21 protein-coding genes and 2 pseudogenes are annotated in these 21807 nt (G+C 68.8%); 13 read left to right on the top strand and 10 right to left on the bottom strand.

What is annotated here, in order from left to right; translation table 11 throughout:
* Positions 1 to 18: 18 nt before the first annotated feature.
* From BO226_RS01350 to BO226_RS01330, 5 genes are all read right to left on the bottom strand, one after another.
* On the bottom strand, positions 19 to 1875 hold the full coding sequence (locus tag BO226_RS01350) for a zinc ribbon domain-containing protein (RefSeq protein WP_071934476.1): 1857 nt from the start codon (positions 1873 to 1875) through the stop codon (positions 19 to 21).
* Complete coding sequence (locus BO226_RS01345; protein WP_198040596.1) at positions 1872 to 2420, bottom strand: recombinase family protein; 549 nt, start codon at positions 2418 to 2420, stop codon at positions 1872 to 1874. Before BO226_RS01345 ends, BO226_RS01350 begins: the two co-directional genes overlap by 4 nt.
* Positions 2421 to 2579: 159 nt before the next feature.
* On the bottom strand, positions 2580 to 3371 hold the full coding sequence (locus tag BO226_RS01340; protein WP_033096735.1) for an FAD:protein FMN transferase: 792 nt from the start codon (positions 3369 to 3371) through the stop codon (positions 2580 to 2582).
* Between the two features lie 97 nt (positions 3372 to 3468).
* Positions 3469 to 5091 carry an acyl-CoA dehydrogenase family protein gene (locus BO226_RS01335; protein WP_071934474.1) on the bottom strand — a complete coding sequence of 541 codons (1623 nt, stop codon included), beginning with the start codon at positions 5089 to 5091 and terminating at the stop codon, positions 3469 to 3471.
* Positions 5092 to 5095: 4 nt separating this feature from the next.
* Entirely contained in the window at positions 5096 to 5758 is a 663-nt protein-coding gene (locus tag BO226_RS01330) for a TetR/AcrR family transcriptional regulator (protein WP_024103164.1), read from the bottom strand.
* Between the two features lie 59 nt (positions 5759 to 5817).
* On the opposite strand from BO226_RS01330, the gene BO226_RS01325 reads away from it, so the two are divergent.
* Positions 5818 to 7041: a hypothetical protein gene (locus BO226_RS01325; protein WP_071934473.1), complete on the top strand. Its 1224-nt coding sequence runs from the start codon at positions 5818 to 5820 to the stop codon at positions 7039 to 7041.
* 55 nt (positions 7042 to 7096) lie between these two features.
* Positions 7097 to 8623, top strand: coding sequence for a carboxylesterase/lipase family protein (locus tag BO226_RS01320; protein WP_071934472.1), 1527 nt, complete (start codon positions 7097 to 7099; stop codon positions 8621 to 8623).
* Between the two features lie 58 nt (positions 8624 to 8681).
* Here BO226_RS01320 and BO226_RS01315 read toward each other — a convergent pair whose 3' ends face one another.
* The 3 genes from BO226_RS01315 to BO226_RS01305 are packed head-to-tail and all read right to left on the bottom strand — an operon-like array spanning position 8682 to position 10329.
* Positions 8682 to 9008, bottom strand: coding sequence for a cupin domain-containing protein (locus tag BO226_RS01315; RefSeq protein ID WP_006551553.1), 327 nt, complete (start codon positions 9006 to 9008; stop codon positions 8682 to 8684).
* A gap of 35 nt (positions 9009 to 9043) precedes the next feature.
* Positions 9044 to 9529: a dihydrofolate reductase gene (locus BO226_RS01310; RefSeq protein ID WP_033096739.1), complete on the bottom strand. Its 486-nt coding sequence runs from the start codon at positions 9527 to 9529 to the stop codon at positions 9044 to 9046.
* Complete coding sequence (locus BO226_RS01305; protein WP_039583962.1) at positions 9529 to 10329, bottom strand: thymidylate synthase; 801 nt, start codon at positions 10327 to 10329, stop codon at positions 9529 to 9531. Before BO226_RS01305 ends, BO226_RS01310 begins: the two co-directional genes overlap by 1 nt.
* Before the next feature lie 73 nt (positions 10330 to 10402).
* On the opposite strand from BO226_RS01305, the gene BO226_RS01300 reads away from it, so the two are divergent.
* From BO226_RS01300 to BO226_RS01255, 9 genes and pseudogenes are all read left to right on the top strand, one after another.
* A complete protein-coding gene (locus BO226_RS01300) occupies positions 10403 to 11269 on the top strand; it encodes an Fpg/Nei family DNA glycosylase (protein ID WP_006551556.1) in 867 nt (288 codons plus the stop codon).
* Between the two features lie 10 nt (positions 11270 to 11279).
* Complete coding sequence (locus tag BO226_RS01295) at positions 11280 to 11936, top strand: tellurite resistance/C4-dicarboxylate transporter family protein (RefSeq protein WP_231913152.1); 657 nt, start codon at positions 11280 to 11282, stop codon at positions 11934 to 11936.
* A gap of 83 nt (positions 11937 to 12019) precedes the next feature.
* Positions 12020 to 13309 (top strand): ISL3 family transposase, encoded by a 1290-nt coding sequence (locus BO226_RS01290; RefSeq protein WP_083543562.1) that lies wholly within the window; start codon positions 12020 to 12022, stop codon positions 13307 to 13309.
* 527 nt (positions 13310 to 13836) lie between these two features.
* Complete coding sequence (locus BO226_RS01280; RefSeq protein ID WP_006551558.1) at positions 13837 to 14928, top strand: hypothetical protein; 1092 nt, start codon at positions 13837 to 13839, stop codon at positions 14926 to 14928.
* Positions 14888 to 15548, top strand: a pseudogene (locus tag BO226_RS01275) (ISL3 family transposase). Before BO226_RS01280 ends, BO226_RS01275 begins: the two are co-directional and overlap by 41 nt.
* Before the next feature lie 37 nt (positions 15549 to 15585).
* Positions 15586 to 16002 (top strand): annotated as a pseudogene (locus BO226_RS01270) (tellurite resistance/C4-dicarboxylate transporter family protein); the annotation flags it as partial.
* Positions 15999 to 16493, top strand: a complete 495-nt coding sequence (locus tag BO226_RS01265) for a hypothetical protein (protein WP_006551561.1) — start codon at positions 15999 to 16001, stop codon at positions 16491 to 16493. The pseudogene BO226_RS01270 and the gene BO226_RS01265, both read left to right, overlap by 4 nt.
* Positions 16490 to 17137, top strand: coding sequence for an alpha/beta hydrolase family protein (locus BO226_RS01260; protein ID WP_071934469.1), 648 nt, complete (start codon positions 16490 to 16492; stop codon positions 17135 to 17137). The genes BO226_RS01265 and BO226_RS01260 overlap by 4 nt, the downstream gene beginning before the upstream one ends.
* Entirely contained in the window at positions 17134 to 18792 is a 1659-nt protein-coding gene (locus tag BO226_RS01255; protein WP_071934468.1) for a sensor histidine kinase, read from the top strand. The genes BO226_RS01260 and BO226_RS01255 overlap by 4 nt, the downstream gene beginning before the upstream one ends.
* 25 nt (positions 18793 to 18817) lie before the next feature.
* Here BO226_RS01255 and BO226_RS01250 read toward each other — a convergent pair whose 3' ends face one another.
* Complete coding sequence (locus BO226_RS01250; RefSeq protein ID WP_033096942.1) at positions 18818 to 19465, bottom strand: response regulator transcription factor; 648 nt, start codon at positions 19463 to 19465, stop codon at positions 18818 to 18820.
* A 184-nt stretch (positions 19466 to 19649) separates the two neighbouring features.
* On the opposite strand from BO226_RS01250, the gene BO226_RS01245 reads away from it, so the two are divergent.
* Both BO226_RS01245 and BO226_RS01240 read left to right on the top strand, forming a co-directional pair.
* The gene (locus BO226_RS01245) at positions 19650 to 20573 is read left to right on the top strand and encodes a nitroreductase family protein (RefSeq protein ID WP_039583966.1); all 924 of its coding nucleotides are present in this window, start codon (positions 19650 to 19652) and stop codon (positions 20571 to 20573) included.
* A gap of 17 nt (positions 20574 to 20590) precedes the next feature.
* On the top strand, positions 20591 to 20860 hold the full coding sequence (locus BO226_RS01240; RefSeq protein ID WP_006551566.1) for a hypothetical protein: 270 nt from the start codon (positions 20591 to 20593) through the stop codon (positions 20858 to 20860).
* 27 nt (positions 20861 to 20887) lie between these two features.
* Here BO226_RS01240 and BO226_RS01235 read toward each other — a convergent pair whose 3' ends face one another.
* Positions 20888 to 21799: a universal stress protein gene (locus tag BO226_RS01235; RefSeq protein ID WP_006551567.1), complete on the bottom strand. Its 912-nt coding sequence runs from the start codon at positions 21797 to 21799 to the stop codon at positions 20888 to 20890.
* Positions 21800 to 21807 lie beyond the last annotated feature (8 nt).

The following is a 21807-nucleotide window of genomic DNA, read 5'->3' as shown; positions in this document are numbered from 1 at the left end:
CCTGATACTTCCTGCCACCTACATGCCAGGCGGCCCAGATCCACGTTCCTCACGGCTACCCGAGACATCATCCGATGCCGCGGGCTCGACCGTGTCCCACACCGACGCTTCAGGTGCAGGACGAGGCTTCAACGTGTTCACCCCCTCAGCGGGAGTCGGGGCCGGAACACTATGGCGGACCCGGCGATGCCGCGGCCTGCCCGGGGTAGGGCCGGTCTTGTCCCGGCACCGGCGCACCGGCGCATGCTCGGTGGTGCGGATCTCCAGGCGCCCAGCGCGGGTGCGGACCGCCGCACCTCGGCCGAGGAGAGCGCGTTTGGCGAGGTTCACCCCCGCCACACGATCACGATTCCCTCCAAGTCGACAGGATTCGCACCAGGCATCGTGATATCCCTTCGGCCGGGCAAGTTCCTCGTTGCAACCCGGACACCACGCCGACGACCCCTTCGCCGGCACCGTCACCGCCACCACACCCACCCGTGCGGCAGTATGCGCCAGCGCGTCGGCGGCCTTGCGGCGCGCGGACTGCGCCGCCCGATTGTTGTTCACCCGGCCACGCCCACGCGGTTCGAGGGTCGCGAGATCTTCGACGGCGATCATCGTCGCGTCGGCGGCGACCGCGTAGTCGGTGACCTGACGCGCGAAATGAAACGCCAGCTCCCGGTTGATCTTTCTCCGCTTGGCACCGACCGCGGTGCGATTCTCGTCGAGCACGGCGATCTTCGCTTCCAACTCCGACCGCACCTGGGGTGGCGCATTCTCGGCCAGCTGGCGCAGGCGGGCGGCCTTGCGGTGCAGGAATTGGCCTTCGGTCTGCAGGCGGGCGAGTTTGATACCGAGACCGCGGTCATCGTAGGTGTAACCCCGAAAATCGGAGACCAACCCGTCACCGGTATCGGTGGCGATCGCGGCGGCCCCGAGGGCCGACGGTGACCAGTCCACCCCCACCGCGACCGTGGCACTGCTCAGGTCACCGGTGGGGACGGCTTCGGTGGCCGCGCAGCGCAGCAGCAGACCCCGGCCGTCGAGGGTCAGGGTCGGCAGATGCCACGCAGTAATCGGGCGACCGTGCAGGTGCGGCGGGAGCGCGGCGGTCAACCGCACCGCCCGCCATTGCGCTCGCGTGGTGGGTGTCGCGGTGGTCGGGAGTTTCACCGTCAGCACCATCGTGCGGTCGGTGACGGTGAGCTCGGTGAGTTGTTTGTCGGCGGCGGACAGGCGGGCCATCGCGGTGACCTTCGGTGGGGTTTGGATGTCGGTGATCCGCAGCCGTTCGGGCTGCGCAGCATCCGACGTTGCAGCATCCGAGGTTGCCGCATCCGAGGCGGCATCGTCTGTGGTCGCCGCGCCCGAGGTCGATGCACCCGCAGCATCGGCCCGGCGGGTACGGGCGAGCAACTGCCGCCGTACACCTCGGGCGAAGCCCGACGGCACGGGCACCTCCCCACCGGCAGGCGGGGCGATACGCCCGGTAGCGGGATCGAACCGGGCCGAGAGCGACGCGATAGCAGTGTCGCGGTAGGCCGAGGTCCGTAGCGTCGCGGTGGCCTGTGCGGTGACCACCCGTGACACCCGTGACGGCACATACACTCCGTCCGGGTAGGTCGGGGCCCAGCCGAGACGAGCGGCGACGACGTGCCCGTGTTTCGGCAGAGCCCGGCCGTCGCGGTCGCGGCCGGCGGAGAGGGTGTCGAAGGTGGCGGGATGCCACAGACGTGTGAGTAGTTCGGTTTCGGCGCCGGTGATCAGGTCGAGCAGCCATCGGATACGGGTGTCGAGATCGTCGAGTCCGATCGGATCTCCGGTGGTGTCGTCGACTGCGAGATACGGTCGGGTGGTAAAAGCGAACCGACAGTGGTCGGTGGTGTCGGTCATTGCTCATCCCTGCCCAACCGTGCCCCCGCATCATCGAGAAGTCGACGTTGGTTCTGCTTCGACCGCAGCCGGTAGAACCGACCCGAAAACGACGCCAGCAGTGCCATGAAGTCGTCCATCAGTTCCTCCGCCAGCGATATCTCGCCCTGCTCACGCAGCACCTCGACGGTAACTCCGACCACCGACAGGTACCGTTCGATCCACACCACCCCGAACCGTGCCAAGCGATCCCGCCACACCACCCGTACCACCGTGAAGTGTCCCCGGGCGGCGTCGTCGAGCAACCGATCCAATCCGGCCAGCTTCTCTCGCAGCCCGGATCCACGGTCCTTGTACACCCGGTACACGGCACCGGTGGCGCTCTCGCGCAACATCGCCTCTTGATTGGCGAGCGATGATTCCTGCCCTGCGGAGCCCGACACACGGCAGTACAACGCTTCGATCCGGGCCGAGGGCGTCCTCCCGGCTGCGGGCCGACCGAGATACAGGTCGAGGTCTGCTTGCTCGAAAATGCGCTGACCGGAACCCGTACGGCGAGAAGGCAACCGGCCTTCCGCCGCTGCCTTACGCACCCCCGACGACTGACATGTTCCGATATTCGGCGGCCTCTCCGATGCGCGCGGTTGAGTGAGTATCAGAAAGTATCATGTAGTGTCAGGTATTTCGCCCACTGTTGTCAGCCTGACCGCACCCTGCTCGAGAGATCAAGCAGCCTTCGGATCGGACCAGGCCGTGGTGGTCCGGACCCGTCCGTGCGTGTCGACGAGACGCGCCGGCAGGTCGTACTGTTCGAGCCACGACAGGGCTCCGATGCCCCGCTGCAACGCCGTCGCCGCGGCCGCATGAGCCCACACCGCGTCGGGAGCGATGACGCTGACGAGACGCCACCGCTCGGGGTCGGCGACGTCGCTGGTGTGCGACGCCATCGCCGATCCGGCCGGCAGTTCGACCGAGCCCCGGTCCGGGAGCGGCACCTGCCATCCCCCGGCAGGCGCGTGCCCCGCGGTGGCCATCACGTCGCCGATGCGCACGAGCGCCCCGCATTCGAGCAGATTCGCGACGAGCGCCGCGGAGTAGTCGACGGTGTCGGCCACGGCCGTCGCGCCGAGTTCGAGACTCACCCCGAAAGGAGCGAGCACGATGTCTCCGTCGATCTGCACGTCGCGGTAGGTGGGGATGGGATGGATCGGCGGGATGGCTCCGGCATCGACGGAGGCGTCGTCGGAGTCGACCGGGGTGATGGTCCCGCCCGTCATGCGGGCCGCCCACAGCGCCGACCGCACCATCGATGCCAGTCGGGGGCTCATCGTGACCGGAGTGCCCTGCGCGAGGTTGACGGAGTGGATCTCGGCGTCGCCCCGGCGGCTGTCGCTCACCGCCTCGGATTCGGCGACGACGCCGCGCACGATCATGCGGGCACGGTGCAGTGCATGCGGCTCGGTCACCGCGAGTGCGATCTGCCGACCCCACTCCCACCATTCGTTGCTGCCGATCATGACGGGCTCCACCCGTAGTCGATTCCTCGCAGGACGTATTCCAGTATGCCCTCGACCTGAGACGGGTGACAGCGCCGCAGGATCGGACCCGCCCTCGTCAGACCCGGTCGAGGATCGCGGCGGTGTCCACGCCGGTCGGCAGTGTGCCCATCGCGATGCCCCAGTCGTCGTCGAGCCGACTGCGGCAGAACGCCTCCGCGACGGCAGGATGTCCGTGCCGGACGAGCTGCGCGCCCTGCAGGGCCAGGGCCATGAGCTCCACGACCCGCCGTGCCCGGTACTCGGCGTCCTCGAGGTCGGCGAGTTCCTTGCCGATCCGGGCGATGGCCGAATCGAGCCGCGGATCGGCACCTTCCGCAAGCCTGACCTCGGTGAAGAACGCCTCGACGGTGTCGGGTTGCCGCGCCATTGCACGCAGCGCGTCGAGTGCCGCGACGTTGCCGGATCCTTCCCAGATCGACATGAGCGGCGACTCGCGATAGAGCCGCGGCATGCCCGATTCCTCGGCGTAGCCGTTGCCGCCGAGGCATTCGAGGGCTTCGGCGGCGACCGCGGGTGCCCGCTTGCACACCCAGTACTTGGTGACGGCCAGCGCGATGCGGCGCAGGGCGGCCTCCTGCTCGTCCCCGGCGGCGCGGTCGGTCGCCCCGGCCAGACGCATCATCATCGTCGTCGCGGCATCGGACTCGACGACGAGATCGGAGAGGACGTTGCGCATGAGCGGCTGGTCGACGAGCAACGCGCCGAACGCCTTCCGGTGACGGGCATGGTGAACCGCGCGCAACGTCGAGATCCGCATGTTCACGGCCGAGCCGATGACACAGTCGAGTCGCGTCATGTTCACCATCTCGATGATGGTGTTGATGCCGCGACCTTCCGGGCCGACGAGCCAGCCGATCGCGTTCTCGTACTCGATCTCGGAGGAGGCGTTCGACTTGTTGCCGAGCTTGTCCTTCAGCCGCTGGATGCGGATGGCGTTGCGGGTGCCGTCGGGCAGGACGCGCGGGAGCAGGAAGCACGACGGTCCGTGCTCGGTCTGCGCGAGCGTGAGGAACAGGTCGGACATCGGCGCGGACGTGAACCACTTGTGCCCGACGATCGTGTACGAACCGTCGGCGTTGGGGGTCGCGGTGGTGGTGTTGGCGCGGACGTCGGAACCGCCCTGCTTCTCGGTCATCGACATCCCGGCGATCAGGCCACGTTTCGTGGAGGGTTCGCGCAGCCCGAAGTCGTAGTGCGGCGCGGCCAGCAGCGGCTCGTAGCGCTCGGCGAGTTCGGCGTTGTGGCGCAGCGCCGGGATCGCGGCGTAGGTCATCGAGATCGGGCACATGTGCCCGGCATCGGTATGCCCCCACACGTAGAACTTCGCGGCACGGGCAACGTGCGCGCCGGGACGCGGGTCGCGCCAGGGTGCCGCGTGCAGGCCGTTCTCGACGGCGACGGTCATCAGGTCGTGCCAGTGCGGATGGAACTCGACCTCGTCGACGCGGTGGCCGTAGCGGTCGTGGGTGTGCAGCACGGGCGGATACTCGTTGGCGAGCCGCCCCCAGTCCTGGGCACGGGCGGTGCCGGCGAGGGCGCCGAGTTCGCGGACCTCGTCCTCGGCCCAACTCGCCCCTTCGCGGCGCAGTCCTTCGAGGAGGGCGGGGTCGTCGGCGGCCCCGTAGGGCTCGAGGTCCGGTACCTGGTTGAACACTTCGTGGGTGGCGGGGAAATTCACGGCTTCACTCCTGAGTCGTTCCGGAAGGCAGATGCCCCGCCGCTCGCAGTACGAGGACGACGAGGTCGGGGACGGTGGATCCGGCCGCGCTGTCTCGAAGGCGACCGTCGGCCGCACTGTCTCGAAGGCGACCGTCGGCCGCGCCGGGGAGGCGACCGGTGAGCACCTCACCGACAGCCCCGACGAGCGCCGCGGCGGTGAGCTCGACGTCCTGTTCGGGGAATTCACCGGTCTCGACGCCGTGGCGCACGGCGTTCGCGAAGGCCGCTGCGAAGGCGCGGCGCAACACGAGTCGTTCGGCGTCGACCGCGGCGTCGACCGGTTCGGCGAGCAGGGCGTAGGCGAGGGTGGGATTGCGCAGCGCACGGCGGGAGAAGGTGTCGACCACCGCGGTCACCCGGTCGGCACCGGATCCGGTTGCGGCCGCGGACGTCACGGCCTCGACCTCCCGCTCGCACAGTTCCCGGAAGATCCGCACCATGAGATCGGACTTGTCGACGTAGTGCCGGTAGACGCTGCCGGTGGCGACGCCGGCCCGTTCGGCGACCGCCGAGACGGACAGTCCGCTGTATCCGCGTTCGCTGAGCAGAGTCACGGCGGCAGCGGCGATCGCCTCGCGCTGCGCGTCGAGTCGCTCCTGCACTGCGGGTGTCCGCCGGTACGCCACACCAAGGATTGAACCTCGGTTCAGTGCTTCGGTCAACGGTCGGCGCTACGGTCGGGATTGTGAATCGCCTGAGCGTCGTGGACGAGATGTTCCTCCACCGCCACAAAGGAACCGGCCTGCCGTCGGTGATGCAGGGTCTGTGGCGCACCGACGAGACCGTGGACGCGACCCTGTTGCTGTCCCTGCACGACGTGCTGTCCGAAGGCCCGCTCGGTCGCCGTGTGGTCCGTCCCCGGGTTCCCGGTGCACGCCCCCGCTTCGAACCCAACACGCACGTCCATCCACTGCGCTATCCCGCGACCCCCATCCCCGACGACGAGCTCCTCGCCTGGGCCGACGAGCACGCGAACGTGGACGTCGATCCCGAGCTCGGTCCCGGCTGGGCGGTCGCCGCGACCCGACTCACGAGCGGCGGCACCGCACTGTCGATCGTGTGCTCGCACGTCCTGACCGACGCGCGGGGATTCGTCCGCGCGGTCGCCGACGCGCTCGCCGACCGGCCGCGACGACCCGACCCCGGTCGCCAATCCGACCTACGCGATGCGATGCAGTTGTTCCGGAAGGTCGGCAGCGGGCTGCGCCGCGTGAAGTACACACCTCGCACGGAGAAACCGCCCGCGCCGCAGACGGTGCACTCGCGACCGCGCACCGCGCTCGTCGACGTCGACGCGGCGCAGTGGAAGGCCGTCGCGGCCGCGGAGGACGGCAGCCCGAACGCCCTGCTGCTCGCCGCGTCCGCCGGTGTCGCCCGGCGCGCCCGCATCCCGTTCCCCGTGCGCATCTCCGTTCCGGTCGACGACCGGAAGGAGGGAACCGTCTCCAACGGCGTGTCGATGGTGGGGATCACCGTCGACGACGGCGACACGCTCGCCTCCATCCGCGCCCGCGCCGCGCACGCCTATTCGCAGCCGCGGGAGGGCGCGCCGCACAACATGCCGGCCGAGATCCTGCAACTCCTCCCCGACCGGATCGCCGCCCGCGTCGCGCGCGGTGCCGGTGAGCGGGACCTGTTGTGTTCCAACATCGGCGTGGTGCCCCGCGAGCTCACCACGCTGGGCCCGTACCGCACCACCGGGATCGCGATGCGCGCTATGCACCCGGGACTCGACACCCGGCCGGCCCGCACCACGACCCGCCTGTCGGTCTACGCCTGCCACACCGACGAGCGGTACACACTCGCGTTCGTCGCCCTCGACGAGGAGCGCTTCCCCGACACCGCGACGCTGCGCACCTACGTACGGGCAGAGCTCGCGGGCCGAGGCCTCGAGCCCCACTTCTGGTGACGTCGACGGTGGACACGGCGGCTACCGTGACGCCCCGTCACGTACAGTGCGGAGCATGACGCCCGAGACCCACGTCACATTCGCCGACGGAACCGTCCGCGGCACCCGGCTCGGCGACCTCCTCGCCTGGCGCGGCATTCCCTACGCCGCTCCCCCGGTGGGCCCGCTGCGGCTGCGGGCGCCGCAACCGGTCGAGCCCTGGACGGGAGTGCGCGATGCGACGCAGTTCGGAAATGCCGCCCCGCAGCGTCCGCGCTACGCCGAGACCGGTCGTCGCGGGGTGCGAGTGCGTCCCGACGAGGACTGCCTGACCCTCAACGTGCTCGCCCCCGCCGGTCGGGTCCATGCACCGCGACCGGTCATGGTGTTCATCCACGGCGGCGCCTTCACCCTCGGCACGAGTGCCCTGTCGGTCTACGGCGGCGAGTCGCTGGTCCGACGCGGCGACGTAGTCTACGTGTCGATCAACTACCGCCTCGGAGCGCTCGGCTATCTCGACTTCGGGTCCTTCTCCACCGATTCGGTCCGATTCGATTCCAATCTCGGTCTGCGCGACCAGGTGGCGGCGCTCGAATGGGTCCAGCGCAACATCGCGGCCTTCGGCGGCGACCCCGACAACGTGACGATCTTCGGCGAGTCCGCCGGCGGCACCTCGGTGACGACCCTGCTCGCGACACCCGCCGCGCGCGGATTGTTCTCCGCCGCGATCGCACAGAGCCCGGCGCCGAATCTCGTCGTCACCTCCGACCGCTCGGCCGAATGGGGCCGGAAGTTCGTCGAACTGCTCGGTGCCGATCCGGATACCGCCGCGCAGGCGCTGCTCGACACCTCCCCCGTCGAACTCGGGCGGGTGGGATCGCGCCTCGGGGCGCAGGTACTGCGCGCGACTCCCGGTCTGCATCCCTTCGGCCCGGTCGTCGACGGCGATTTCGTTCCGCTCCAACCGCTCGAGGCGTACGAGACGGGCGCGGCGCATCCCGTTCCGCTCGTGCTCGGGACGAACGACCGCGAAGGTGCACTGTTCCCGAAGTTCCTCGACGCGCTGCCGACGAACCCTCGGCGGATCGACGCACTGTTCGCCGCGACCGATCCCGAGGCGAAGGATCGCATCACGGGGATCTATCCGGGATATCCGGACGAGCGTGCCGCGATCGATCTCGGCGGCGACCTCACCTTCTGGTATCCGTCCGTGCAGTTCGCGCAGGCACATTCGCGTTTCGCGCCGACCTTCATGTACCGCTTCGATCTCGCGCCGCGAGTGCTGCGGTGGACGGGCTTCGATGCGACGCACGCGGTGGAGTTGCTCGCGGTCTTCGACCAGACCGACGAACCGCTCGGCCGGGCGCTCACGGCACTCGGTGGGCGACGTGGTCTGCGGACGGCCGCCGGGGCGATGCAGCGCCAGTGGCTGAACGTGGCCCGGCACGGTGAACCACTGCCGTCGTGGCCACCCTACGACGAGAAGGACCGCGCGACAGTGATTTTCGACGAGGTCACGCGCATCGAGCACGATCCGCGTCGCGAGCGCCGCCTCGCGTGGGAGGGCTACCGCGGGTACGCCGCTCCGGCACCTGTTCAGTAAGCGCCGCTTCTCGACGCGCGCAATGAGCGTCGCTACTCGGCGCGTGCAGTGAGCGACGCTACTTGGCGACGGTGAGCAGGAAGGCGACGTCCTCGATGGCGCTGACGCTGTGCCGGACCGGCGGGATGATGATCATGTCGCCCGCCGAACCCTTCCACACGTCGTTGCCGGCGACGAGCTGGAGCTGACCCGACAGCACCTGCAGGGTCGCCTCGCCCGGGCTGTCGTGCTCGCCGAGTTCGTGCCCCGCCAGCAACGCGACGACGGTCTGCCGCAGGTGCTTGGTATGCCCACCGAAAACCGTCTGGGAGCTGCGTCCGCTGCTGGACGTCGCTGCGAGTTTGAGCTGCTGCCGTGCCATGGCGGTCAAGGAGAGCTTGTCCATGTACCGCAGTATCGCTCAGATGCCGCCGCGAGAACTCAGCTTCGGGCGTACCGGATCCAGCGGAACCTGATTCCCTTGGTGGACGTCAGCCATTCTCCGGGATCCGCCACCCACTCGGCGCCGATCGGAGGTGCGGTCGCATCTCCTGCGACGTCGAGGTCGACCTCGGTCACGAGCAGCTGCTTCGCGAACGGCATCGCCTGCGCGTAGATCTGGCCCCCACCCATGACGACGACCTCGTCCTCACGGGCGAGTGTCAGTGCGTCCTCGAGGCTCGTCGCGGTCTCGGCGCCCTGGGCCGACCACTCGACGTTGCGGGTGACGACGATGTTCCGGCGTCCCGGTAGCGGCCGGAACCTCGGCGGCAGTGAATCCCAGGTGAGCCGGCCCATGATCACCGGCTTTCCCATCGTCGCGTCCTTGAAGAACGCCATGTCCTCGGGGATGTGCCACGGGATGGTGTTCTCCCGGCCGATCACACCACCACGTGCCTGAGCCCAGACGAGGGTGACATCCCCCATCAGACGGCCACCGGCGCCTTGATCGCCGGGTGGTGCCGGTAGCCGACCACCTCGACGTCCTCGTAGCGGTAGTCGAAGATCGAGTCGCGCGGGTGCAGCTTCAACGTCGGGTAGGGATACGGATCACGGGTGAGCTGCTCCGTGACCTGCTCGATGTGGTTCGAGTAGATGTGGCAGTCGCCGCCGGTCCAGATGAACTCTCCCGGCTCGAGTCCGGTCTGCTGCGCGACCATGTGGGTGAGCAGCGCGTAGCTGGCGATGTTGAACGGCACGCCGAGGAACATGTCGGCGCTGCGCTGGTAGAGCTGGCAGCTGAGCTTGCCGTCGGCCACGTAGAACTGGAAGAAGGCGTGGCACGGCATGAGCGCCATCTTGTCGAGCTCGGCCACGTTCCACGCCGAGACGAGGATGCGCCGCGAATCGGGGTCGGTGCGCAGGGTCTCGATCACCTGGCCGATCTGGTCGATGTGCTGCCCGTCGGGGGTCGGCCACGAGCGCCACTGCACGCCGTAGACCGGGCCCAGATCGCCGTCGGGTGCGGCCCACTCGTCCCAGATCGTCACGCCGTGCTCCTGCAGCCACTTGACGTTGGAGTCGCCGCGCAGGAACCACAGCAACTCGTAGACGATGGACTTCAGGTGCACCTTCTTCGTGGTGATCAGCGGGAAGCCCTCGGACAGATCGAAGCGCATCTGATGGCCGAACAGGCTCCGCGTGCCGGTTCCGGTACGGTCCGCCTTCTCCGCGCCGGTCTCGAGGATCAGGCGCATCAGGTCTTCGTAGGGCGTCGACACAGTCACGAGCGCAGTCTATCGGTGGGTCGAAGGTGTCCGTCGCCACCCGCGAACGGCCCGGCGACCGTAGCCTGTTCCCATGCCCGAGCTCCCCGAGGTGGAAGCACTTGCGGTGTTCCTGCGCGAGCACGCGGTCGGCAGCGTCATCGGACGCATCGACGTCGCGGCGCTGAACGTACTGCAGACGGCCGACCCGCCGATCACGGCGCTGCAGGGACGCGACATCACCGGAGCGGTGCGCTTCGGCAAGTTCCTCGCGATCGACTGCTCGGGGCTGCACCTGATCACGCACCTGTCGCGCGGCGGCTGGTTGCGCTGGCTCGACGAACCGTCGCAGACTCCCCCGAAACTCGGTCGCGGTCCGCTCGCCCTCCGCGTGCACCTGTTCGCCCCCGACGCGACGACACCGGCCTTCGATCTCACCGAGGCCGGCACGAAGAAGCGCCTCGCGGTCTGGATTGTCGACGATCCGCAGCAGGTGCCCGGCATCGCCCGCCTCGGCCCCGACGCGCTCGCCCTCACCCGCGACGAGTTCGCCGAGCTCCTGACCGACAGCACCTCGCGCCTCAAGACGTTGCTGATCGACCAGAAGATTCTCGCGGGCATCGGCAACGCCTACTCCGACGAGATCCTGCACGTCGCGCAGCAGTCACCGTTCGCGACCGCCGGACGGCTGACCGACGACGAGGTGACCGCGCTGTACGGGGCGATGCGGTCGGTGCTGACCGATGCCGTCACGCGCTCGGTCGGGCAGGACGCGGCGCGCCTCAAGGGCGAGAAACGGTCGGGGCTGCGCGTGCACGGCCGCACCGGTGAGCCGTGCCCGGTGTGCGGCGACACCGTCCGCGAGGTCTCCTACACCGACCGTTCGTTCCAGTACTGCCCGACCTGCCAGACCGGAGGGAAGGTCCTCGCCGACCGGCGGATGTCCCGCCTGCTGAAGTAGCGGGCACGCAGTGCAGGCCCCTTCCCGTCTCCGCGAAGAAGTCCGCATCCTCGCGCCGCGTTACTTCGCCTTCGTCATGGCCGGCGGAATCGTGTCCACCGGACTCCACCTCCGCGGTTTCCACCTCGCATCGGCCGTGCTGCTGATCGTGTCCGCGATCGGATACGCGACGCTGGTGGCCCTGTCGGTGTGGCGGTTCTTCGCGTTCCGCGACGAGGTCCGCGCCGATCTCGCCGATTCCGGACGGGCGTTCGGCTTCTTCACCTTCGTCGCGGGCAGCAACGTGCTCGGCGTACGCCTGATGATGGACGGCTGGCATTCCACCGCGGCCGTACTACTCGTGGGCGCGGCGGCGACGTGGCTGGTGCTCGGATATGTCGTCCCGTGGACCGCCGTGCTCGGCACGGCGGAGCGTCCCGTCCTCGCGAAGGCGAACGGAACGTGGTTCATCTGGGTCGTCGCCAGCGAGTCGGTGGCCATCGCCGCGGCCACGCTCCAACCGGTCTACCGCGAACTGGACCGGCTCCTCGCCGCCCTCGCGGTGTTCACCTGGGGCGTCGGGCTGTTCCTGTACGCGGCGGCCGGCGTCTTCGCCGCGGTTCGGATGTTGGAGTACCCGTTGCGACCCACCGACCTGACCGCCCCTTACTGGGCTCTTCGCGCTTGAGCGGGGTGCCCGGTAGTTGATGGGGCTCGTGGCCCCGACATGCTGTTGGTCTCTCACAACGCGACAACAGCGAGACCACGAGCATGAACGAGGGTACGTCAGTGCTGCTCGGGCTGGAGGACGAGTTCACCGTCCCGCAGCTCGAACGAATCGATGCCGACACGGTGCGTGTCGTCATCGAGGTCATCGACCCGGAGGGCGCCTGCCCCGAGTGCGGGGTGCTCACCTCAAGGATCAAGGAGCGGCCACTGGTTCGAGTCAAGGACTTGCCTGCCTCCGGCCAAAGAACCGATCTGTGGTGGCTCAAACGGCGCTTGGTGTGCCGCGAACCGGCCTGTGGGACAGCGACATTCACGCAGCAGTCCCGCGCTGCGCCGGCACGGTCGCGGCTCACGACCCGGCTACGAGAGAAGATCGGTTCGGCGATCGCGTCGGGCAACCGCGCCGTCAGCGAGGTCGCTAGCGAGTACCAGGTGGCGTGGTCGACCGCGCACCGGGCGCTCATCGCACTGGCCAACCAGTGGCTGCCCGAGCCGGAACCCACCCGCGTGCTCAACATCGACGAGACCCGCGCCCGGTCGGTGCGCTGGGTGCTCGAAGAGGCCGGCTGGACACGGTCGAACCCGTGGATGACCTCGTTCGTCAACGCCGACCCCACCCTGCCCGGGCACCTTCTCGGGCTGACCCCGGGACGCTCCGGGGCGTGCGTGATCGACTGGCCCGCGCTGCAGACACCCGCGTTCCGGGCCGGCATCGACCTGGTCGTGATCGACCCGTCCGCGCCGTACGCGGGCGGGATCCGCACCGCCCTGCCGGACGCGCGGATCGCAGTCGACAAGTGGCATCTCGTCGCCCTCGCCAACCTCATGGTCACCCAGGTCCGTCAACGGATCACCCGGCAACTGCACGGCCGCCGCGGCACCGCCACCGACAAAGTCTGGGCCAGCCGGCAACTGCTGCTCACCGGCTACGAGCACCTCACCGTGAAGCAAAAGGCCCGGTTCAACGCCGCCCTCGCCGCCGAGGATCCGACCAACGAGATCGCCGCCGCGCATGCCGTCAAGGAACGCCTGCGCCTGCTGCTGGCCGAACACCAGCCGCACCAGATCCGGCGCAGGCTGTACGACTTCTACGACGCCGCCGCCCGCGCCGACATGGAGGAAACCAGCCGCCTGGCGACCACGATCGACACCTGGTGGCCAGCGGTGCTCGTCGCGCTCACCGAAGACGTGACCAACGCCCGCACCGAGGGCTTCAACCGGATCATCAAGCAAACCAAGCGTGTCGGATGCGGCTTCACCAACATGGACAACTACCGAAGGCGCATCATGGTCCACATCGCCCTCACCCGAGGGCAGAGACCAGCAGCATGAAATCAGCACACGCCCCGCTCAAATGCGGAGAGCCATTTATCTCTGCAGTAAACGCCCGGCCCGTCTTCGGCGCCTCGTGCCACACATGCCTTCCCGCTCGGGTTGCGGCGGGCCATAATTCGCCTTTCACGTGCCCGGCTTGCCGTCTTCGGAGCTGGGCCTTGACACCCCTGCACCGGGTACCCCCGCATCAGTACCGCACCTGCCGCTGGGCAGTCGATGCATCACCTGTCCGAACGGAATCGACCGGCCCCACGCTGATCACTGCTCCCACACCGCCGAAGCACTTCAACCGATCCGTCACTGCAGCATCATCGAGAAGCCGTCCTCGACACCGGCAGGTCCCGGGCCCGCTGGCTGTGATGTCTTCGCGCTGGCGGCGTCGGCGGGGAGAGGATTTCGCAGTGAGCAGCACCGCTCTCTCCGGGATCGAGGCGACCACCGAATCCGGCCCGCGGTGCTGCACGAAACCTTGGGGCTCCATCGAGCCAGTGGCAATCGGCCCGTGGTTGCCTCACCATGGAGCGGTGACTGCTAAGCGTCGCCGATCCACCGCCGATCCTGCCGAACCCCTTTCCGATGCCGAGCTGCTCATCGGCCTGGTGGTCTCACCATCCCTGAGTGCGATGCTCGGCCCCGAGGTCACCACCTCGGTGCGCAAGATTTTGGTGCAGCGGTATCCGGGAGTGCGCTGGCAACTGAAGATGGCCGAAGACCGGCTGGTCGATCCACCCACCGAGACCTTGGACCTGCTGGAGGCGGCCCGAAACCGCGTGCTGGAGGAGAACTGGGATTTGGCCGTGGTGCTCACCGAGATCCCCCTGAAGACCGGCCGACGTCCGGTGCTCACCCAGCTCAGCCCCGTGCACGGGGTAGGACTGGTCTCCGTCCCAACCCTGGGAGCCGTGCACGTGCGGCAGAAGGTGCAAGAGACCACCGTGCACGTGGTCGGGCAGCTCCTGGGCTACGACGCCGAAGACCTCAACGCCCAGCGGGATCTTGCTCGAAGAGCCCACCAGCTGTCCACCGATCTCGACGAACGCCCGGACGACAACGTCGTGCAGTTCACGGCCCGAGTGCTGAGCGGCAACGTGCGGTTGCTGCTGGGCATGATCCGCGCCAACCAGCCTTGGGCCTTCGTGGCCCGGCTCTCCCGGGCGATGGTCGTGGCAGCGGCCACCGGCATGCTGACATTGGTGGCCTCGGACCTATGGGTACTGGCCATGGCCTACGGGCCGGTGCGCCTGGTCCTGCTGGCGGTGATGGCGATCGGGGCGGTGAGTGCCACCCTGATCCTGGGAGCCGACTTGTGGGAGCGCCCACGGCGGCGAGCCCAACGTGAGCAGGTGATCCTGTTCAATTTGGCCACCACCGCGACCGTGGCCATCGGGGTTGTGGTGTTCTACCTCGGCTTATTCATCCTGTCCTGGGTCGGCGCGCTGCTGCTCATCGACGAGCAGGTACTGGCCGGTGTCGCCGGTCACCCAGTGAACGCTTTGGACTACGCGAAGATCAGCTGGCTCACCGCCAGCCTGGCCACCGTGGGCGGAGCACTAGGAGCTGGACTGGAGGACGACGATGTGGTGCGCGCCGCTGCCTACACCCGGTCCAGCACCTGACACAGCCCCAGCACAGAAGAAACTGAAACATCTACGCGTTGATGCCACGTCTATGCAGGTGTCATTGCCGGTCGCGATGACTTGGTGGGCTCAGCGCAGTGCGCTGCCTCGTACTCGGCGGGTGGGGCGTTGCCGAGGCGGGTGTGCGGGCGGGCGCTGTTGTACCTGTCGATCCGGGATCCGCACCGCCCTGCCGGACGCGCGGATCGCAGTCGACAAGTGGCATCTCGTCGCCCTCGCCAACCTCATGGTCACCCAGGTCCGTCAACGGATCACCCGGCAACTGCACGGCCGCCGCGCATGCCGTCAAGGAACGCCTGCGCCTGCTGCTGGCCGAACACCAGCCGCACCAGATCCGGCGCAGGCTGTACGACTTCTACGACGCCGCCGCCCGCGCCGACATGGAGGAAACCAGCCGCCTGGCGACCACGATCGACACCTGGTGGCCAGCGGTGCTCGTCGCGCTCACCGAAGACGTGACCAACGCCCGCACCGAGGGCTTCAACCGGATCATCAAGCAAACCAAGCGTGTCGGATGCGGCTTCACCAACATGGACAACTACCGAAGGCGCATCATGGTCCACATCGCCCTCACCCGAGGGCAGAGACCAGCAGCATGAAATCAGCACACGCCCCGCTCAAATGCGGAGAGCCCCTTACTGGGTGTCGATGGGAGCGTGCTCGATCACCGTCGTGGCGGGTTCACGGATCGTCGAGATGGACGACGCACCGATGGTCGACGCGACCCGCGGACTGATCGCGGGCCTCGCCGTCGTCATCTGGGTCTTCGCGACGTGGCTGCTCCCCCCGCTCGTCGCGGCCGGTTGGTGGCGACACCGCGTCCACCGGGTGCGGCTGGACTACGACTCGTCCCTGTGGTCGATCGTCTTCCCGCTCGGCATGTACGCGATCGCGGGGATGTATCTGGGTCGCGCCGACGATCTGCCACTGGTCGGCGCGATCGGCGCCGCCGAATTGTGGGTCGCGGTGGCGGCCTGGGTCGCGGTGTTCGCCGCGATGCTGCACCGCATGTGGGTACGGCTCATACGGCCGGTCGAGCGCGACCGACGGTGACCGCCCGTGCTCGGGCCCGCCCCATCCCGCCGTACCAGCGGACGGCGAGCACGACAGCCAGGGCCACAGGCCTGGTCGCCGGTGCGGCCGGCGTGGCCGCCATGACCATCGGGGAGAAGATCGAGCAGGCCGTCACCGGGCGACCGAACTCCCACGTGCCGGGCCGCGTACTCGCACGGTTGACGGGCGCCTCGGAATCGGCCGGACAGCACTCGACCGCCCTGAACTGGGCGATGCACTTCGGGCAGGATATCGCCCTCGGCGTCCTGCGTTCGGTCATGGCCGAGGTGGGCCTGCGGGGGCCGCTCGCATCGTCGAAGTTCACCGTCGTCCGTCTGACCAACGACCAGATCCTCGAGAACGCGACCGGCGTGGGAGCACCCCCGCAAACGTGGCCCCGTTCCGAACTGGCGATCGACGTCCTCCACAAGAGCGTCTACGGCTTCGTCACCGGTGCCGTCGCCGACGCGGCGGTTACCGTATCGGTGTGAATGTCGAACCGCTGGACACCGGCACCGTGGCCGGTCACCTGCATCTTCCCGAGGGCAGTCCGCGGGGTGCCGTCGCGTTGACGCACGGCGCCGGCGGCAACTGCGACGCCCGGATCCTGCAGCTGATGTGCTCCCGGTTCGCCGATGCCGGCTTCCTCGCCCTGCGCTACGACCTGCCGTTTCGCCGTCGCAAGCCCAAGGGACCCCCGCAGCCGTCCCGCGCCGCGGAGGACCGCGAGGGTGTGTCCGCCGCGGCCGCGGAGCTGCGCGACCGCGTGTCCGGGCCCCTGCTGCTCGGCGGCGTCTCCTACGGCGGCCGGCAGACGTCGATGCTCGCGGCCGACGAACCCGGCATCGCCGACGCCCTCGTCCTGCTGTCCTATCCCCTCCATCCCCCGGGCAAGCCGGAGAAGCTGCGCACCGAGCACCTGCCGAAGATCTCGGTGCCCACGGTGTTCGTCCACGGCGACCGCGACCCCTTCGGTACCTTCGACGAACTGCGGGAGGCACTCGATCTCCTGCCCGCGGCCACGACCCTCGTCGAGGTCACCGGGGCCGCACACGACCTGAGCCGCGCGAAGACGGATCCCTCGGAATCCGCCGTGTCCGCCGCGCTGCACCTGCTGGAAGAGAAGAAGTCATGATCGAACCCACCGACGTCGCCATCGACACGCTGCTCGCCGAGCTCCGCGACCGGCTCGACGATTCCGTCGACGCCCCGACGACCCTGCGCGGACTGCTCGAAGCGGTGCTCGTCGTGGGATCGGGTCTCGAACTCGACTCCATGCTCCAGCGCATCGTCACCGCGGCGACCGCTCTCCTCGACGCCCGCTACGGCGCGCTCGGCGTGCGCGCCGCCGACGGTGGTCTGTCGGAGTTCGTGTACGTCGGGATCAATCCGACGCAGCGCGAGGTGATGGGCCATCTGCCCGAGGGCCGGGGCATCCTCGGTCTGCTCATCAACGATCCCCGGCCGGTCCGTCTCGGCGACCTGTCGAAGCATTCCGCCTCCATCGGTTTCCCGCCCAACCATCCGCCCATGAAGAGCTTCCTCGGAACTCCGATCATGGTGCGCGGCAAGGTTTTCGGCAGCATCTATCTCACCGAGAAGCTGGGGGCACCCGAGTTCACCGAAGAGGACGAGGTGATCCTCAAGGTGCTCGCGATGTCCGCCGGTGTGGCCGTCGAGAACGCGCGCCTGTTCGAGGGCTCCCTCGACCGCGAGAGATGGCTCACCGCAATGGCATCCATCAACTCCCGGCTGCTGATGGGCGGGTCGGTGGACGAGACGCTGTCGATGCTCACCGGCCAGGTCCGCGAACTCGCCCGGTGTGCGGGCGCCTATGTGATGCTCGTCGACGGCCACCACGGCCGCCTGCAGGCCGCGTCCCCCGCAGCGCCGTGCGGGAAGGACAAGCGTTTCGATCTCACCGGATCGCCTGTGCTGAAAGCGCTCAAGAGCAGGCAGCCGATGCACCTCGATACCCTCGAGGGACTGCCACCGATGAAGCAGGGCGACGAAGGACACGCGGTGGTGCTGCCGCTGTCGGCGACGTCGACGGTCACGGGTGTGCTCGTCGCGACCCGCGAGGCCGGTACCGAACCGTGGGACGACGAGGACGTGGCCCGCTTCGAATCCATGGCGAACCTCGCGGCCGTGGCCCTCGAATTCGCCGAACAGCAACGCAAGAAGCGGTTGCTCGACGTGCTGGCCGATCGCGATCGCATCGCACAGGACCTGCACGACAACGTCATCCAGCGCCTGTTCGCCACGGGTATGAGCTTGCAGAGCGCGACCGCGGACGGTGCGGGTACCGAACGCGTCGTGGAGGTGATCCGCCACGCGATCGAACAGCTCGACCGGACGGTGCGCGAGATCCGCACGACCATCTTCGATCTGCACACCACCGGCGCGGCGGCGTCGAACAGTCTGCGCCGGAGACTGCTGGACGTGGTGGGCGACCTGAGCATCCACTCCTCGGTGGCGCCCAACGTGCAGTTCGTCGGACCCATCGACACGCTGGTGCCGATGCGCATCCACCCGCATGCCGAGGCTGTGCTCCGCGAGGGGCTGAGCAACGCGCTGCGCCATTCCCAGTCCGACAACATCTCGGTGTCGGTCTCGGTTCAGGACGATTTCCGGATCGAGATCCTCGACGACGGCACGGGTCTGCCCGACATGCCTCGCCGCAGCGGGCTGGCGAACCTCGAGCGGCGCGCCGTGCAGTGCGGCGGGTCGTGCGAGATCGGTCCGGCCCACCCGCGCGGCACCCGGGTGCTGTGGGCGGTCCCGCTCTGACGGAACGGGTCCCGCCCGCATCGGACTAGGACGTCGGCTTGCCGCGCTCGTTGCGCAGCTCGGTGGCGAGCACCGCGGCCTGCGTGCGGCGCTGCATGCCGAGCTTCGCCAGCAGCCGCGAGACGTAGTTCTTCACGGTCTTCTCCGCGAGGAACAGCCGTTCGGCGATCTCGCGGTTGGTCAGGCCCTCACCGATGAGTTCGAAGACGGCGCGTTCCTGCTCCGACAGCTCGGCCAGCGGATCGGCCGTGCGCGACGCCCGGATCCGCTCCATGAGGGCGGCGGTGGCGCGGCTGTCCAGCAACGAGCCGCCCTCGCCGACGGTGCGGATCGCCGAGACGAGGTCGGTGCCGAGGATCTGCTTGAGCACGAACCCCGAGGCACCCGCCATGATCGCGTCGAAGAGTGCCTCGTCGTCGGCGTAGGAGGTGAGCATCAGGGCGCGCAGACCCGGCATGCGGGTACGCAGCTCGCGGCACAGTTCGACACCGTTGCCGTCGGGAAGCCGCACGTCGAGCACCGCGACGTCGGCACCGCTCTCGGGCACACGGGCCAGGGCCTCCCCCACCGAGGCGGCCTCACCGACGACGGTGAAGTCGGGCACGCTGCTCAGCAGATCCACCAGGCCGCGCCGCACGATCTCGTGATCGTCGACGAGGAACACGCGGGTCATCTCGGGCACCTTTCGTTGACATGCTGTCCCGTCATTGTCCCAGGTGTACCGCGATACCCACGTCCTCGGGGCCGTTCGACACCCATCTGGGGACCTTCTCCCCCTGCCCCGCGGGCACCGCCCGGGAGACGCTGGAAGGGCAGAGGTGGACATGTAGGGCGAACGAGCCGACGCGGAGGATGTCGTGACTGTCGATGCCGGAACCTGGTCGCTCGGTGACACCGAGATCATTGCGCGTGCGGTGGTGGAGGCACCCTCGGTACACGACACGCAACCGTGGAATCTGCGACTGCCCGATCACAGCGCCGAACTGGAGGAACGCCTCGAGTTCGCCGAGCCGGGACCGGACCCGCTGCGCGTCGACCGGTTGATCTCGTGTGGCACGGCCCTCGCGAATCTCGAGCTCGCGATCCGGGTCCTCGGCAACCGATCGCGCACCTCCGTGCTGCCCGATCCGCAACGTCCGGAGCTCATCGCCCGGATCGAGACGCTCGGCTCGGGTACCCCGAGCAGCCGCGACCTGCGGTTGTACGCCGCCATCTCGCATCGGCGCAGCCATCGCGAATCGTTCACCGACATCCCGGTGCCGACGGCGACGCTCGCCGACGTCGTCGCCGCGGCCGGGGAGATACCCGACGTCGACGTGCGTCTGCTCGCCGCCGACGAGGCCGTCGCCCTGGCGCAGGTGCTCGCCTATGCGGCGGAGGCCCGCCGGCGTCACCCGCACTACCAGCGGGAGATGTTCTCGTGGACCTCCCACTGGCAGCCGCGCGGCAACGCCGAGGTGGTCACCACCTGGAGCGCGACCCTCGACGAACACGGCGCGGCCGGCGAGGCCATGGTCACGTCGGGGATCCCCGACGTCGATGCGCTGGCGGCGGCGATCGCGCGCGAATCGGTGCTGCTGTTCTCCGCCCCGTCCACCTCGCCGGCGGATCTGGTCCGGGTGGGCGCGGCGGTGGAGCGGTGCTGGCTCGCGGCCATCGATGCGCGATTGTCGGCGTCGGTCGTGACGCATCCGCTGCGGGTCGAGGACGCCGGTTCGCGCCTGGCAGAGATGCTCGACCTGCCGGTCGTGCCGCTGGTGATCCTGCGCGTGGGTTTCTGACGAGAAGAGAGATCGAGGTGACGATGAGCGCACCGACCGAGGATCCGATCGACGATCCGACCCGCGAGTTGTTCCGCACGGCCCTGGACATGGCACAGGCCGCCAAGGCCGGCAACGTCTCCGGGTGGCTGTCCGCCCGTTACGAGTGCGGGCGCGTCGAGGACGTCGCGTTCGTACTCTCGCAGATGCTCGGGGTGCTCATCGAGAACGGCGCGATCAGCCGCGGCGTGCATCCGGCCGACGCGTGGAGGGAACTGCGCGAGCGGGGCGTCGACGACTTCGGGTGACGCCCCGCATCGCTCCCTCGTCCGGGATCAGTCCTCGGTCTGCTTCGACCGGACGACGAGGACCGGGCAGTCCGCGGTCTGGATCAGCGCATTGCTCGTGGAGCCGAGCAGCAACCCCTTGAAGCCGCCGCGTCCGCGGGTTCCGACCACGAGAAGCTGTGCGGCCTCGGCGTATTCGCTGAGCACTCGCACCGGCCGGTCGCGGGCGACGACACGTTCGACGGTGACGTCCGGGTACCGCTCCTGGTATCCGGCGAGACGTTCGGCGAGCACGATCTCCTCACCGGTCTGGATCCGGCTCCAGTGCGGGTCCTCCGGGACGGCGCCGAGCGAGGGCTGGACGCTCACGTCGCTCCACACGTTCACCGCGACGAGCGTCGCGCCGCGTGCGGATGCCTCCTCGAACGCGACCTCCACCGCGTCGCGGCACGAGACCGAGCCGTCGACACCGACGACGACGGGCCCCTTTGTCGGCGGCGCACCGTCAAAGGTGCGGCCCCGCACCACGACGACGGGCGCCATCGCGTGCGAGACGACCGCCGTGGAGACCGAACCGGCGAGCAGGCCCTTCACCTCGCCGAGGCCGCGCGAGCCGACGACGAGCCGGTCGGCGTGCTCGGCCTGTGCGATGAGCGTGGGAACGACCTTGCCTTCGAGCTGTTCGGTGGTGATCTCGACGTTCCCGTGACGGTTCTCGTCGATGATCTGCCGGGCGAGCACGGCCGCGTTGTCGAGCCGGTCGCGGGCCGTCGCCTTCATCTCCTCGTGGAAGCTCTGCGCGAGGTAGGGCTCGGAGTAATAGAAGGCGGGGATGTGCACGACGGTGACGATGCGCAACGGCAGGCCGCGGATCGCAGCCGTCCGTGCCGCCCAGTGCACCGCGGTCGTGGACGCGTCGGATCCGTCGACGGCCACGACGATCGGCTTGTTCTCGGTCATCGCACGAG

This window comes from Rhodococcus sp. 2G, assembly GCF_001886355.1.
Classification (GTDB): Bacteria; Actinomycetota; Actinomycetes; order Mycobacteriales; family Mycobacteriaceae; genus Rhodococcus; species Rhodococcus pyridinivorans.
Note: the sequence above shows the minus strand (reverse complement) of the source record. Positions and strands in the feature narration are given on the sequence as shown.

What these genes read in the sequence shown, in the direction of transcription:
- BO226_RS01350 (WP_071934476.1), bottom strand. Translation starts at nt 1,875, where the DNA reads ATGACCGACACCACCGACCACTGTCGGTTCGCTTTTACCACCCGACCG.
- BO226_RS01340 (WP_033096735.1), bottom strand. Translation starts at nt 3,371, where the DNA reads ATGATCGGCAGCAACGAATGGTGGGAGTGGGGTCGGCAGATCGCACTC.
- BO226_RS01320 (WP_071934472.1), top strand. Translation starts at nt 7,097, where the DNA reads ATGACGCCCGAGACCCACGTCACATTCGCCGACGGAACCGTCCGCGGC.
- BO226_RS01315 (WP_006551553.1), bottom strand. Translation starts at nt 9,008, where the DNA reads ATGGACAAGCTCTCCTTGACCGCCATGGCACGGCAGCAGCTCAAACTC.
- BO226_RS01310 (WP_033096739.1), bottom strand. Translation starts at nt 9,529, where the DNA reads ATGGGGGATGTCACCCTCGTCTGGGCTCAGGCACGTGGTGGTGTGATC.
- BO226_RS01300 (WP_006551556.1), top strand. Translation starts at nt 10,403, where the DNA reads ATGCCCGAGCTCCCCGAGGTGGAAGCACTTGCGGTGTTCCTGCGCGAG.
- BO226_RS01290 (WP_083543562.1), top strand. Translation starts at nt 12,020, where the DNA reads ATGAACGAGGGTACGTCAGTGCTGCTCGGGCTGGAGGACGAGTTCACC.
- BO226_RS01255 (WP_071934468.1), top strand. Translation starts at nt 17,134, where the DNA reads ATGATCGAACCCACCGACGTCGCCATCGACACGCTGCTCGCCGAGCTC.
- BO226_RS01250 (WP_033096942.1), bottom strand. Translation starts at nt 19,465, where the DNA reads ATGACCCGCGTGTTCCTCGTCGACGATCACGAGATCGTGCGGCGCGGC.
- BO226_RS01235 (WP_006551567.1), bottom strand. Translation starts at nt 21,799, where the DNA reads ATGACCGAGAACAAGCCGATCGTCGTGGCCGTCGACGGATCCGACGCG.